The 13,967-nt window shown below is 38.0% G+C and carries 14 protein-coding genes; 11 read left to right on the top strand and 3 right to left on the bottom strand.

What is annotated here, in order from left to right; translation table 11 throughout:
• Positions 1-9: 9 nt before the first annotated feature.
• On the bottom strand, positions 10-609 hold the full coding sequence (gene rpsD, locus BEN26_RS02025) for a 30S ribosomal protein S4 (protein ID WP_068725195.1): 600 nt from the start codon (positions 607-609) through the stop codon (positions 10-12).
• 300 nt (positions 610-909) lie between these two features.
• Between rpsD and BEN26_RS02020 the strand changes: the two genes are divergently transcribed.
• Complete coding sequence (locus BEN26_RS02020) at positions 910-1,641, top strand: pseudouridine synthase (protein ID WP_069799239.1); 732 nt, start codon at positions 910-912, stop codon at positions 1,639-1,641.
• Positions 1,642-1,679: 38 nt separating this feature from the next.
• Here BEN26_RS02020 and scfB read toward each other — a convergent pair whose 3' ends face one another.
• Together scfB and scfA are read right to left on the bottom strand one after the other, a co-directional pair.
• Positions 1,680-3,071 carry a thioether cross-link-forming SCIFF peptide maturase gene (scfB, locus tag BEN26_RS02015; RefSeq protein WP_069799237.1) on the bottom strand — a complete coding sequence of 464 codons (1,392 nt, stop codon included), beginning with the start codon at positions 3,069-3,071 and terminating at the stop codon, positions 1,680-1,682.
• Between the two features lie 51 nt (positions 3,072-3,122).
• Positions 3,123-3,275 (bottom strand): six-cysteine ranthipeptide SCIFF, encoded by a 153-nt coding sequence (scfA, locus tag BEN26_RS02010; RefSeq protein WP_068725191.1) that lies wholly within the window; start codon positions 3,273-3,275, stop codon positions 3,123-3,125.
• A gap of 561 nt (positions 3,276-3,836) precedes the next feature.
• Here scfA and trpE point away from each other — a divergent pair.
• The 10 genes from trpE (at position 3,837) to BEN26_RS01960 (ending at position 13,952) form a co-directional block, all read left to right on the top strand.
• Entirely contained in the window at positions 3,837-5,357 is a 1,521-nt protein-coding gene (gene trpE / locus BEN26_RS02005) for an anthranilate synthase component I (protein WP_069799236.1), read from the top strand.
• A 16-nt stretch (positions 5,358-5,373) separates the two neighbouring features.
• The gene (gene trpD / locus BEN26_RS02000) at positions 5,374-6,396 is read left to right on the top strand and encodes an anthranilate phosphoribosyltransferase (protein WP_069799234.1); all 1,023 of its coding nucleotides are present in this window, start codon (positions 5,374-5,376) and stop codon (positions 6,394-6,396) included.
• A complete protein-coding gene (trpC, locus tag BEN26_RS01995; RefSeq protein WP_069799232.1) occupies positions 6,393-7,184 on the top strand; it encodes an indole-3-glycerol phosphate synthase TrpC in 792 nt (263 codons plus the stop codon). Before trpD ends, trpC begins: the two co-directional genes overlap by 4 nt.
• A complete protein-coding gene (locus BEN26_RS01990; protein ID WP_084818800.1) occupies positions 7,181-7,792 on the top strand; it encodes a phosphoribosylanthranilate isomerase in 612 nt (203 codons plus the stop codon). Before trpC ends, BEN26_RS01990 begins: the two co-directional genes overlap by 4 nt.
• Complete coding sequence (gene trpB / locus BEN26_RS01985) at positions 7,789-9,000, top strand: tryptophan synthase subunit beta (protein ID WP_069799230.1); 1,212 nt, start codon at positions 7,789-7,791, stop codon at positions 8,998-9,000. Before BEN26_RS01990 ends, trpB begins: the two co-directional genes overlap by 4 nt.
• The gene (gene trpA, locus BEN26_RS01980) at positions 8,997-9,788 is read left to right on the top strand and encodes a tryptophan synthase subunit alpha (protein WP_069799228.1); all 792 of its coding nucleotides are present in this window, start codon (positions 8,997-8,999) and stop codon (positions 9,786-9,788) included. The genes trpB and trpA overlap by 4 nt, the downstream gene beginning before the upstream one ends.
• Positions 9,785-10,396 carry an anthranilate synthase component II gene (locus BEN26_RS01975; RefSeq protein WP_068725178.1) on the top strand — a complete coding sequence of 204 codons (612 nt, stop codon included), beginning with the start codon at positions 9,785-9,787 and terminating at the stop codon, positions 10,394-10,396. Before trpA ends, BEN26_RS01975 begins: the two co-directional genes overlap by 4 nt.
• Positions 10,397-10,701: 305 nt before the next feature.
• Positions 10,702-12,402, top strand: a complete 1,701-nt coding sequence (locus BEN26_RS01970; protein ID WP_068725176.1) for a long-chain-fatty-acid--CoA ligase — start codon at positions 10,702-10,704, stop codon at positions 12,400-12,402.
• Between the two features lie 164 nt (positions 12,403-12,566).
• Positions 12,567-13,154, top strand: coding sequence for a fatty acid metabolism transcriptional regulator FadR (locus tag BEN26_RS01965; RefSeq protein WP_069799226.1), 588 nt, complete (start codon positions 12,567-12,569; stop codon positions 13,152-13,154).
• Positions 13,155-13,172: 18 nt separating this feature from the next.
• Positions 13,173-13,952: an enoyl-CoA hydratase-related protein gene (locus tag BEN26_RS01960; RefSeq protein ID WP_069799224.1), complete on the top strand. Its 780-nt coding sequence runs from the start codon at positions 13,173-13,175 to the stop codon at positions 13,950-13,952.
• The last annotated feature ends 15 nt before the right edge of the window (positions 13,953-13,967 follow it).

Genomic DNA, 13,967 nt, shown 5'->3' with positions numbered 1-13,967 from the left:
TCGTTCATCCTATCTTGAGTAGTACTCAACGATAAGTTTTTCGTTAATTTCTTGTGGCAATTCAGAACGCTCTGGTAAGCGAATTAATTTACCTTCCATTGCTTTATCGTCAAATGTGACGTAATCTGGAAGATAGTTACGATCTTCTAAAGCTTCTTTAATAACAGTTAAATTACGACTTCTTTCACGAACGCCAATCACATCACCAATTTGCACATGGTAGGAAGGAATATCAACCTTTTTACCATTTACAGTGATATGTCCATGGTTGACTAATTGACGAGCACCTTGACGAGTATGAGATAATCCCATACGATAAACAAGATTGTCTAAGCGAGTTTCAAGAAGAACCATGAAGTTTTCACCAACAACGCCAGACATTTTGTTTGCTTTTTCGAAAAGGTTAGCAAATTGCTTTTCGTTTAAGCCATACATAAAACGAAGCTTTTGCTTTTCATTTAACTGTAAACCATATTCGCTTAATTTTTTACGTTGGCCTGGTCCATGTTGACCTGGAGGATAAGGACGCTTCATCTCCTTACCTGTACCACTTAATGAAATACCTACACGACGACTTAATTTGTGTTTTGGTCCTGTATAACGTGCCATATTAAACAATAACCCCTCTCAAAATAAATATTTTAGGATGGTCTAATATGACGTGCTCTATTTGTTTTACATAAATTGCGGGATAGCAACAATTTATGACTTATAAGAATAAATCAGCCGCGTCTTATAAGCACAAAAAGAGCGAGGGTGTTCACGTCCTTTTTACCATTTAAATGATAAAGCTACCCATAATCACAACTTATATAATATAACTTTTCTAAGGACAATGTCAATATCTCTTCGACGCTGGAAGAAAATATGATAAGATGGTGGATTGAAAAGGATAAGTGAGGTGAGAACATGTCCGGAAAAGAAAGACAACGTTTAGATAAAATATTAGCCCATATGGGATTTGGGACTCGAAAACAAATCAAAAAAATGATCAAAGAAAAGAGAGTTACTGTAAATGGGGCTTATGCAAAAGACTCAGGAATGCAAGTCACTCCAACCCTTGATCAAATCATTGTTGATGATGAAGTTGTTAAATATCGAGAATTCATTTATTTGATGATGAATAAGCCACAAGGGGTTCTTTCAGCAACTGAGGATCATTTTACAGAAACCGTGATCGATCTTCTAGAACCGATGCACGCGGTATTTGATCCTTTCCCCGTAGGAAGATTAGACAAAGATACTGAAGGACTTCTTCTACTAACCAATGATGGTCAATTGGCTCATCAGCTTTTGTCTCCAAAAAAGCATGTTCCCAAAACCTATTATGCCATGATTCAAGGAGTGGTGACAGAGGAAGACCAAAAAGCCTTCCACAAAGGTGTCTATCTTGATGATGGCTATCTAACCTTGCCGGCAGAACTTAAGATTCTTCAGTCTGGACATCAGTCTGAAATTGAATTAACCATATATGAAGGAAAATTCCATCAGGTTAAGCGAATGTTTGAAGCCATTGGCAAAAAGGTTATCTTTTTAAAAAGGCTCTCAATGGGTTCACTCCTTTTGGATGAAACATTAGAACCTGGAGAATATCGTGAATTGACAGAAGAAGAGATAGGGATAATTCACCTTCTTACTTAGTATTCAAAAAGGAAGCCTTTAATGGACTTCCTTTAGTTTTATTCCTCTTCTAATTCCAATACCTTTAGATAAAGTGCATTTTCAAAACGTTTTTTTGTTAATGCACAGCCAACTGCATAGGGCTTACTTAAATCATTATTAAAACCATAAGCATTAACATGACAGCCACCGCCACACAAATGACGGGCCCAACAGGTTTTGCATTCAGGTTTTGTATAAATATTTGTATTTCTAAACTGATTCATTAGTTTTTTATTCGTAAAACCTTCTTCAAGATTACCGATTTTCGTTTCCTTTTTACCTACAAATTGATGGCAAGGATAGATATCTCCTTCCGGTGTGATCGCCATATACTGATAACCGGCACCACATCCTGTTACACGTTTAGAAAAACAAGGACCTTCTTCCATATCTACTTCAAAGTGATGAAAATGAAATTCCTTATCAGTACTTTTCCTTTCAAGATACGCATCAGTTAAAATATCATATTGCTTAAACAGTTCAGGTAAATGTTCCTTTGTTATAGCGTATTTTCGATTCTCCGGCAAAATAACTGGTTCGACAGAAATCCTTTTAAAACCAAGATCAGACAGATGTAAAACATCATTGGAGAAATCTAAATTCTCACTGGTAAATGTTCCGCGAAAATATGTATAGATGCCTTTGCCGTAACGGTTATCAGCAGAACCATAACGCTTCGAATTTACACGCAAAAAATTATTGACAATGGTTTGGTAGGACCCCGCACCATCTGCCATTGGCCTCATCCGGTCATTAACCTCTTTGCGTCCGTCAATGCTTAAGATCAGATTTATGTTTTCCTGTGCGACGAATTCTCCAACTTCTTCATTTAAATCGACACCATTAGTTGTCAAAGAAAATTCAAATGTCTTCCCTATCTGCTTTTCCTTTTCCCTCGCATAGGCCACAATTTCTTTAATAACAGGGAAATTCATTAAAGGCTCCCCGCCAAAAAAATCTATTTCAAAATGAGTCGTATACTTAGCCTGAGCAACCAAAAAATCAATTGCTTTTTTACCCGTCTCTGCTGACATAAGAGTTCTTTTTTGTCCGTACGGGCCAGTTCCGGCGAAACAATATTTACACCTTAAATTACAGTCATGTGATACATGCAGACACATTGATTTCATTTCAAATTCTTCCGGGTTATACTCTTCGTTTGGAGTAACGCCTTCAGAAAATAAAATACCTTCCCGAATAAGCTCTTCTATTTCCTCATATGCTTCAGCAATTTTATTTTCATCATATTCATTCTCTAATTTTGCTTTTATTTCAATTAATGAAAAAGAAGGATATAACTCAATTATTTTTTTTGCTAATTCATCTATCGTGAATAAAGAATTACTGTTTACATCAAGGACAACATTATAATTTTTATAAGTGAATACATGTACTTGTCCCTTTATCATTTTTGCTCTCCTCTCAAAAAAAAACGGCTCCCGAAGGGAGCAATCTTCTATCTACTTCATTTCAATCTTAGCATAACAAATTGTATTACCTACAGTGATAGAGGTTTTACATGCTGATTGGCAAGAAGCAGAACATTTACTACAAGTTCCAGATAACATAGTATCTTGTAGACGATTGCGAGATAAAACTTTGATGTGTTTCATGTTTCTTCCCCCCCTCATAAAGCAATTTGACTATTATATTTTACCATAAATTACATTTTCGTAAAGTAAAATATCAACATTTTCAATTTGAAATTAGATTGTTAGAATTTTCGGTTTTCTAATATAAATTGAATATTGTCCCAATTTTTTTATAATGTTAGACTGTATGTATAGAGGTGACTAAAGTTGGAGGAGAAAATCAATAGAATTGAACAACTTATCATACAACTCATCAACATGGTTGCAGAAAATAATAAAATTGTGTTTTTTTGCATCTTTCCTTGACAGACAAGTTTAGAGTAAAGTAAGATTATTGTTAAATTAAACGATTTTGTTTATCAAAAATGAAATCCTAAGTATGAGTTTAGTTGAGTAGAGAGAAGAGTTTAGTTAAGAAGAGAAAAGTTGAGTGGAGGAATTGCTTAGGGTAAGTATGCTTACTACTAGGAGTATTCCTAGTTTTTTCTATTTTTTACTCCTTATTCCTCCTTATTCCTCACTCCTCTTCTCGCAAGAAGGAAATCATCCTTCTAAACAGGTACAAGAGAGGAGCGTATCACAATGTTACCCCTAGAACATTTTTTAGAATTAGCTACTCATTATTCTGTCATCCCATTAAAACATTCACTGGGTTCTTTTGAAGGGTTTCAACTTGATTTATTTAAGCTCAGCCAAGATTACCCTTATTCTTTGTTATTAGAAAGTGGTGAACATGGCAAGGAAAGGGGTCGATTCACCTATTTTGCTGACCAACCTTTTTTAGTGATTCAAGTAGAGGACAATCAAGTGAAGATCGAGGCCGATCCTGATGAGTTGCAACAGTTAAAAACAAATGGTCTATATGAAAAGATTATTGACGATCCAGTAAGTGGGATTGAAAATATTAGCAAGAGATACCGTTCGCCTAGAATTTTAGGATACCCACCTTTTACAGGCGGGGGAATCGGATATTTTTCCTATGAGTTTATCAAAAGGCTTGAAAGAATAGAAAACGCTAATCAGAAGCCTTCCCCATTTTCAGAAATCCATCTAGCTTTTGTTAAAGAGTTACTCGTTTATGACCATGCGGAAAAAGAATTACAACTGTTTTATAACGTAATGATTGAAACGGAAGATACAGAAGAACAAAAGAAAGATAAATATTTGCGAGCTATTGAATATCTGAAACAGCGAGCTCAATTTTGGCAAGAACGTATAGATCAGTGTTTACAGAAACCCATCCCACTTCATGATTTACCTGAAATAAGGAAAAACTTTGAACAACCTTTTTTGCCCGATCAATTTATGGCAGCAGTAGAAACGATTAAGAAAAATATTCTTAAAGGGGAGATTTTCCAAGCGGTTCTTTCGCAAAAATTGATCACGAAGACAAAAGTACATCCAGCAATCGTTTATCAAGTATTGCGGCAAATCAACCCTTCTCCCTATATGTTTTATTTGCAAATGAATGATGAAACGATTGTTGGTGCCTCACCTGAAACACTGGTCAAAGTGTTCAACGAGGAAATTTCTACATTCCCCATTGCCGGCACAAGGCCAAGAGGAAAGACAGAGCAGGAAGATCTCGCTTTAGAGCAGGAGCTTTTGGCCGATGAGAAGGAACGAGCAGAACATGTAATGTTGATAGATTTAGCAAGAAACGATATCGGCAAAGTAAGTAAACCAGGCTCTGTCATTGTGGCAGAAAAGATGAAAATTGAACGTTATTCTCATGTCATGCATATTGTTTCAAAAGTGATAGGCCAACAAAAGGAAGAGAAATCTGCATTTGATGTATTAAAAGCGGTTTTCCCAGCAGGAACGGTTTCGGGGGCACCAAAAGTAAGAGCGATGGAACTAATTGCTGAACTAGAACCAATCGAGCGAGGTCCTTATGCTGGTGCGGTAGCAGCGCTTGCCTTTAATGGAAATTTGGATACTTGTATTACGATTCGTTCGATCTTTTTTAAAGAAGAAACCGCCTATGTGCAAGCAGGTGCAGGGATTGTCGCCGACTCTGTACCGCTTAACGAATATATGGAATCCATGAATAAGGCAAAGGCGATGTTAAAAGCGATTGAGATTTCAGAGAGTTTAAGTTGAGAGGAGATTAGTAGAGATGAGAAAGATATTAGAAAAATTGTTAGCTGGTAACCATTTGACAAGAGAAGAGAGTAAACAGTTTATGGAGGAAATCATTTTAGGGAACGTACCTCCCCACCAAGTGACCGCTTTTATGGTTGGACTAAAGGTATTAGGAGAAACAACAGAAGAGATTATCGGGATGGTTGAAGCAATGAGAGAGCAGGCTAAGACACCATTTCAGATCAATGGTCCCTTACTTGACACCTGTGGAACAGGAGGAGATGGCAGCGGTACGATCAACGTATCGACTGCAGCCGCATTGATTGCAGCTTCTGGTGGAATTAAAGTTGCCAAACATGGAAATCGTGCCGTTTCAGGGAAAAGTGGCAGTGCCGACGTTCTTGAAGCAATGGATATTCCTATTCAACAATCCCCTGAAGATCTAGAACAACTATTAAATGAAGAAAATATTGCGTTTTTATATGCCCCAATCTTTCATCAAGGAATGAAGCATGCAGCCGTTTCTAGAAAAGAGCTAGGAATTCGAACCGTGTTTAATGTCCTTGGGCCATTAAGCAACCCTTTAAAAGCAGATCATCAAGTGATGGGCGTCTATCATCCTAACTTGACAGAACCAATTGCAAAAGTGTTACAAGGCCTTGGGGTAAAAAGAGCAATTGTCGTATCTGGCCTTGACGGAATGGATGAAATCACGATGACGAACGAAACCAAGGTGACAGAATTGAGAGATGGGGAAATCCAAACTTACTTTGTAACTCCTGAACAATTTGGTTTTACTAGATCTTCATTATCTGATCTACGAGGAGATACCCCCCAAGAAAATGCAAAAGATTTATTAGATATTTTCCAAGGGAAAAAAGGTCCAAAGCGCGATTTTATTTTGATCAATGCTGGCGCTAGTTTTTATGTCACCGGAAAAGCAAAAAGTATTGCGGAAGGAATTGAACTGGCAAAAGAACTAGTAGATACAGGTAAAGTCTATCAAAAGATCCTTAAGCTACAAAGGTTCTCAAAGAAGGTGGATCATGTTTCATGAATATCTTAGATCGCATCGTATCCAAAAAGAAAGAAATCATCGCTGAAAGTAAACAACGAATCAGTCAATCTGAACTAAGGTCTTTGCCTTATTATCATGCATCCACCTGTTCTTTAAGAAAAAGTCTAATTGAAACACTAAGACCTGTTGGGATCATCGCCGAGATGAAAAAAGCTTCTCCTTCAAAAGGGGTTTTGATGGAAGATTACCAACCAACGGTTCTCTTTAAGAAGTATAAAGAGGCGAAAGTTGAGGGAATCTCCATTCTAACGGATCAGGAATTTTTTCAAGGGAGTATCAATCACCTCTTACAAATACGAGAATTAACGGAAACGATTCCTTTATTAAGGAAGGATTTTATCATTGACCCCTACCAAGTAGATGAGGCCAAAGGATATGGGGCAAGCGTAATTTTACTAATCGCGGCGATTTTAGAACCAAGTCAATACCAAGAACTTTATCTTCAAGCAAAAGAACTCGGATTAGAAGTGTTAACAGAAGTTCACGATCAAGACGATATTCAAAAAGTGCTTAAAGATTTTACTCCTGAAATGATCGGCATCAATAATCGTGATTTAACGACCTTTAATACTTCAATCCAACATACTCATCAGTTGTTGGGTCAACTTCCAAAGGAAACGTTGTTGATCAGCGAAAGCGGAATTCATTCCCATGAACAAGTAGAAACTCTAAGCAATTTAGGAATTAAAGGGGTATTAGTTGGCGAAAGGATCGTAAAAGCGGTTAACCAAGTTGAAGCGATATACGAGTTGGTGGGAAAAAGATGAAAGTGAAAATCTGTGGTATTTTTCAAGAAGAAACCCTGATTGAATTAAAGGAAAGGCAGATTTGGCCAGATTATATCGGTTTTGTTTTTACGAAAAGTAGGCGACAAGTCAGTGCTGAACAAGTTAAACAATGGAAAATGCATATTCCAAATTTTGTTAAAACGGTTGGCGTATTTGTAAATCCAAGTATAGAACAAATCGTTGAAGCTCCAGTAGATATCATTCAATTACATGGAGACGAAACAGCTAACTATTGCCAACTTATCAAAGATATGACTGGAAAGCAGATTTGGAAAGTCCTTTCCGTAGAAGGAGAAGAGCTTCATCTTCCCTACCAACCTTATCTTGATGTGGTAGATGGTTTTATCTTTGATACAGCAGGAGCGAATCGTGGCGGTACTGGAACCAAATTCGATTGGGGAGTTCACAAAGAAACTTGGGAGAAAATCAAGTTGCCTATTCTGGTTGCTGGTGGAGTAACAGCAAATGATCTAAAGCAACTTAAACCATATTCGATTGATGGTGTTGATCTATCCAGTGGAGTAGAGGTAGAAGGATTAAAATCCGTAGAAAAGATTGTAGAGGTTTTAGAGGAGGCTAGAAAATGATCAATCCAAAGGAATGGACTGTTGAACTGGATAATGGAAGGTTTGGGGATTTTGGTGGGACTTATATCCCAGAAACCTTGATGCATGCGGTAAAAGAATTAGAAGCCACATATCAAGAAATTCGGGAGGACGAAGCGTTCAAAGAAGAATATTTAACATGGGTGAAGATGTATGCAGGACGGCCAACTTTACTTTATTATGCAGATAAACTGAGTGAATCTTTAGGTGGAGCCAAAATCTATCTTAAGCGTGAGGATCTGAACCACACGGGTGCACATAAAATCAATAATGCGATTGGTCAAGGATTACTAGCAAAACGGATGGGAAAAACAAAAATCATCGCTGAAACTGGTGCAGGCCAACATGGAGTCGCATCGGCAACGATCGCTGCTAGGCTTGGCTTAGAATGCAAAGTTTTTATGGGAGCAGAAGATATTGAACGACAAAAGTTAAATGTATTTCGAATGCAGTTATTAGGAGCGGAAGTGGTTCCTGTTCATAGTGGTCGAGGAACTTTGAAAGATGCAACCAATGAAGCGATTCGTTATTGGGCTGCCCATGTAGAGGATACCCATTATTTAATTGGTTCTGTTGTTGGCCCACATCCTTATCCAACAATGGTAAGAGATTTTCAAAAGGTGATTGGAATTGAAGCACGTCAACAAATGCTAGGACAAGAGGGTCGTTTACCAGATGTGGTGATAGCAAGTGTAGGAGGAGGAAGTAACGCGATTGGTATCTTCCATCCATTTATCGAGGATGAGCAAGTGCAACTTATTGGTGTAGAGGCTGCAGGAAAAGGTCTCGATTCAGAGCATGCTGCGACCTTAACCAAAGGCAAACCAGGGATTATTCATGGAGCCTATACCTACTTACTTCAAGATAAACACGGAATGATTCAACCAGCCTATTCTATCTCAGCAGGATTAGATTATCCGGGGGTTGGACCAGAACATGCTTATCTACAATCGAGTAGAAGAGCTACCTATACCACGATTACTGACGAAGAAGCCATGAATGCGTTAAAGCGATTAAGTCAAGAGGAAGGAATTATTCCTGCGATTGAGTCAGCACATGCCGTGGCTCAAGCAATCAAACTAGCTCCTACCCTGAAAAAAGAGAATATTATTCTTGTCAATCTATCTGGAAGAGGAGATAAAGACATGAACACGATCCATCAGTTCTTTACAGAGGAGGGAGTCGAATGAAGTTTATTCCTTTTATTACTGCAGGTTTTCCAACAGAGTCATTATTCAAGAAAATTCTATTTTTGTTGCAGGAAGAAGGAGCTGAGATGATTGAGGTCGGTGTTCCTTATTCTGACCCCTTAGCAGATGGACCAGTCATTCAACAATCTTCTCTTAGAGCGATTGACCAAGGCATGAATTTAGAAAGAACTTTAGAGCTAGTTAGCGAGGTAAGAAAAGAAGGGCTTCAAGTTCCTTTAGTTTTGTTTACCTATTATAACCCCTTATTGCAAATGGGCTTAGATCGATTGGCCAGAAGATTATCTGAAAGTGGCTTTAATGGGGTTCTTGTCCCAGATTTACCCTTAGAAGAAAACGGTGCATTGAAAGAAGCTTTACAATCATACAAGATTCCAATCATTTCATTGATTGCTCCTACCTCTAAAGAAAGAATTAGACAAATTGCCGAGCAAGCAGAAGGATTTATTTATATTGTCTCTTCCTTAGGTGTGACAGGTGAACGTTCAACCTTTCATCAAGAAATCGCGACATTAATTAATGAAGTAAAAAATGTGGCTAAGGTTCCTATCGTGCTTGGCTTTGGCATTAAGGAAAAGTCTCAACTTGAGCCTTTAGCTGAAAATCTAGATGGCTTTGTGATAGGAAGTGCATTGATTCGAGCAATTACAGAGATCGAACAACGATTACTAACAAGAGAAAATATTTTGCAGGACGAAGCAATCTCAAAGCAATTTGAAAAGCAATTGATCGAAGAACTCCGTCTTTACTTGAGGGAGGTTCTTCAATGATCGTAGTGATTGATAATTATGATTCCTTTACCTATAATCTAGTGCAATTGGTTGAAGATCTAGGAGAAACATGTTACGTCATCCGTAATGACCAAGCCACAGTAGAAGAGATACGTAAATTAAATCCTGACTTTATTCTTATCTCACCAGGGCCTGGGATTCCTGAGGATGCCGGGATTAGCTTAGAAGTGATTAAACAATTAGGGACAGAAGTTCCTACTTTAGGCGTATGTTTAGGACACCAAGCAATTGCGAAAGCCTTTGGAGGAGAAATAAAGTTAGCTGAACGATTGATGCATGGGAAAACATCAACCATTTCCCATAATCATCAAAAAATTTTTACTCAAGTTCCAGAACTATTTGAAGCAGGGAGATATCATTCCTGGGTAGTTGATCGAGAGTCTTTGCCTGAAGAAATCGAAGTTACAGCAGTAACAGAAGAAGGAGAGATCATGGCCATTCGCCATAAGGAGTATCCAATTGAAGGAGTACAATTTCATCCCGAATCCATCTTAACCCCTTACGGAAGGCAAATTTTGCAAAATTTTATCCAGTATTATAAAGGAGAACATAAAGCTAGCAATAAAAAGGGAAAAAGGTACGCTTAAAAAGTACGGGTTCTATTTTAAGTGAGGTAGGTTGTTTATCGCCTACCTTTTTTTATTAAAAATAAAATAGAAAATTTAAAAAAAGGTTTGTATATTCCATCGCGCTCCGTCATCCGTGCCCTTCTATGAATAAAGATTACGGAGAGAAGGGCACTTCTGAAGGTCGCAGCTTATGGAATATACAAACCTTTAAATGACAAATGGAAGAAAGTTATACTTTCTAAATCTTAAAAAAATATTCAAAATCTTCTGAAAATTATATACAATAGAGATACACATTAAAAAATATATTGAGGAGGGAAAAGATGAACAAGGATGAATTTAATAAAGTTTGGTTATCTTCCTATCCAAAAGAAGTTCCGGCAAGTATCGCATATCCAGAGATTCCTGTAACGGATTTGCTAGTTCAATCTGCAAAGGACTTTCCTAATCACGACGCCATTTCTTTCATGGGCAAAACGATGAAATACAATGAATTAATGAATGATGTGTACAAATTTGCTCATGGGTTAAAGCAATTAGGAATAAAGAAGGGGGATCGTATATCCCTTTTACTCCCTAATTCCCCACAATCCGTCATTTCCTATTATGGAGCGTTATTACTAGGTGCCATCGTGGTTCAAAATAATCCCATGTATACCGAGCGAGAATTAGAACATCAACTGGTGGATTCAGGTTCTGAAACGATTGTGACTCTGGACTTATTATACCCAAAAGTGATGAACATTCGATCCAAAACGTTCCTCAAGACCATTATTGTTACGAGCATTAAAGATTATTTACCTTTCCCCAAGAACCTACTCTATAATTTGAAGTTAAAAAAAGAAGGACAGTATGTGCCGATTCCCAAACAAGATGGTGTTTGTTTTTTTTCTAAATTACTCAAAAGTCAGCCGGTATTTCCAATCCGTGTCTCGATTGACCCCAAAGAAGATATTGCTCTTTTACAATATACAGGGGGAACAACAGGGGTAGCAAAAGGAGTCATGCTTACACATTATAATCTGGTTGCGAATGTGGTCCAGGAAACTCATTGGTTGTATCAGGCAAAGAAAGGACAGGAAAGAATTTTAGGTGTGTTACCTTTTTTTCATGTGTTTGGAATGACTTCTGTTATGAATTTAAGTATTCACTTGGCTTCTACCATGATCCTACTTCCACGTTTCAAAGCAGAGGAAATTTTGGAGACGATTCAAAGAGAAAAGCCCACCTTTTTCCCGGGTGCTCCTACTATGTATATCGCTCTTCTCAATCATCCAAATGTCAAACAATATGATCTCTCGTCCATCAATGCTTGCATTAGTGGCTCTGCTCCATTACCTTTAGAAGTGCAGGAAAAATTCGAGAAATTAACAGGAGCAAGATTGGTTGAAGGGTATGGTTTAACCGAAACCTCTCCTGTAACCCATGCCAATCCAATTTGGCAGAAGCGAAAAACAGGAAGTATTGGTTTGCCATGGCCAGACATTGACGCCAAAATTGTCGATCCAGTTACAGCTGAAGATGTAGAACACGGAGGGATTGGAGAATTGGCTATCAAAGGCCCAGTTGTGATGAAAGGATATTGGAATCGTCCAGAAGAGACGACAAAAGTATTTTTAAATGGTTGGTTACTAACTGGAGATATGGCAACAATGGATGACGAGGGGTACTTTTACATTGTAGATCGGAAGAAAGATATGATCATTGCAGGTGGGTACAACATTTATCCTCGAGAGGTTGAGGAAGTTCTATACGAACATGAGGCCGTTCAAGAAGCAGTTGTTATAGGGATTCCTGACCCGTATCGCGGTGAAACAGTTAAAGCATTTATCGTTCTAAAACAGGGAGTAACAATCACAGAAAAAGAGTTGGATGTTTTTTGTCGGGAACGCTTAGCTGCATATAAAATTCCGAGAGCGTATGAATTCAGAACGGAACTTCCAAAAACCATGGTAGGAAAAATATTACGACGAGCACTCGTTGACGAGGAAAAGAAAAAAATAGATCAGGATAAGGTGAGTTAGTTGATCGTAACTAAAATAACAGTATATGAACGACAACGTAAAAAATGTCTATTTGTCCCTAAAATTTTCTGAATATTTAAAATATATTGATTTTTCGTTCGTTTAACGATATCCTATAACTATACATGAATGAATCATCATTCAGTATAAAGGAGAACAGGATTATGGTGAAAAAAGCTGGAGATAAATATCATGCGATTATTGATGCGGCAGTCAAAGTGATAGCTGAACATGGCTATCACAATGCACAAGTGACAAAGATTGCACGTGAAGCTCAAGTAGCAGACGGGACGATCTATTTATACTTTGAAAGTAAGGATGACCTTCTTATCTCTTTATTTCGCTTAAAAATGACTCGATTCGTTGAGAAGGTTAAACATCAAATCGAGTTAGTCGATACCGTGGAGCAAAAGCTCTATCAGTTAATTTATATGCATTTTAAACAATTGGCAATGGATCCCGACCTTGCGATTGTCACACAAATTGAGTTAAGGCAATCCAACCGAGACATTCGGAAATTAATTGGAGCTACCCTCAAAATTTATCACCAACTGATAGAAGACTTGATCCGCCAAGGAATTGATGAAGGAAAATTTCATCAGCAGTTAGATATTCGAGTGATGCGGCAAATGATCTTTGGGACGATTGATGAAACAGTGACATCTTGGGTGATGAAAGAAATGAAATATGATTTGCTTTCATTGGTACAGCCAGTATTTTTCTTATTAATGAATGCACTGAAATGCAAATAAAAAGGAGTGGAAAACGAAATGGAATTTGAACGTTTGAATTATGAATTAGAGGATCGAGTTGCTGTGATTACGATTAATCATCCGCCAGTCAATACGTTAGGTATGAAGACGTTGCAGGAGCTAGAGACAGCTCTTGAAGCGATGTGTGTGGATTCACGAGTGAAAGCGGTGGTGTTAACAGGACAGGGAAAAGCATTTATTGCAGGTGCAGATATTAAAGAGATTGCCGCAATTTCTTCTCAAGAAGAAGGGGAACGATTAGCACGTACGGGACAACAATTGTTTGATCAAATCGAAAAGATGAAAAAACCAGTGATTGCCGCCGTCAACGGGGTATGTCTTGGAGGTGGAATGGAGTTGGCAATGGCTTGTCACATTCGGATCGCTGGAGATCAAGCGAAATTCGGTCAACCGGAGATCAATTTGGGAATTATCCCAGGTTTTGGAGGGACACAGCGACTCACTCGTTTAACCAACCGTTCTATTGCGATCGAATGGATTTTAACAGGGAACCTTTATTCAGCAGAAGAAGCCTATCATGTCGGGGTTGTTAATCATGTCGTTCCACATGAAAGCGTTTTAGTCGAGGCGAAAAAACTGGCTCATCATATTGCAACAAAGGGTGGAATCGCGATTGCAAAATCGATAGAGGCAATTGATCAAGGTTTGGCAGGAACGTTAGAAGAAGGATTGAAGAACGAGGCAAAGTTATTTGGTGAGGTTTGTACCACTGAGGATAAACAAGAGGGAACTCAAGCCTTCCTAGAAAAACGTGTTCCTTTTTTTGAAGATAAATAGTAGAGGAGGAAAAAT

The sequence above is a fragment of the Tepidibacillus sp. HK-1 genome (assembly GCF_001748485.2).
Taxonomy (GTDB): domain Bacteria; phylum Bacillota; class Bacilli; order Tepidibacillales; family Tepidibacillaceae; genus Tepidibacillus_B; species Tepidibacillus_B infernus.
The sequence above is the reverse complement of the archived record's forward strand: the minus strand, read 5'-3'. Positions and strand labels throughout refer to the sequence as shown.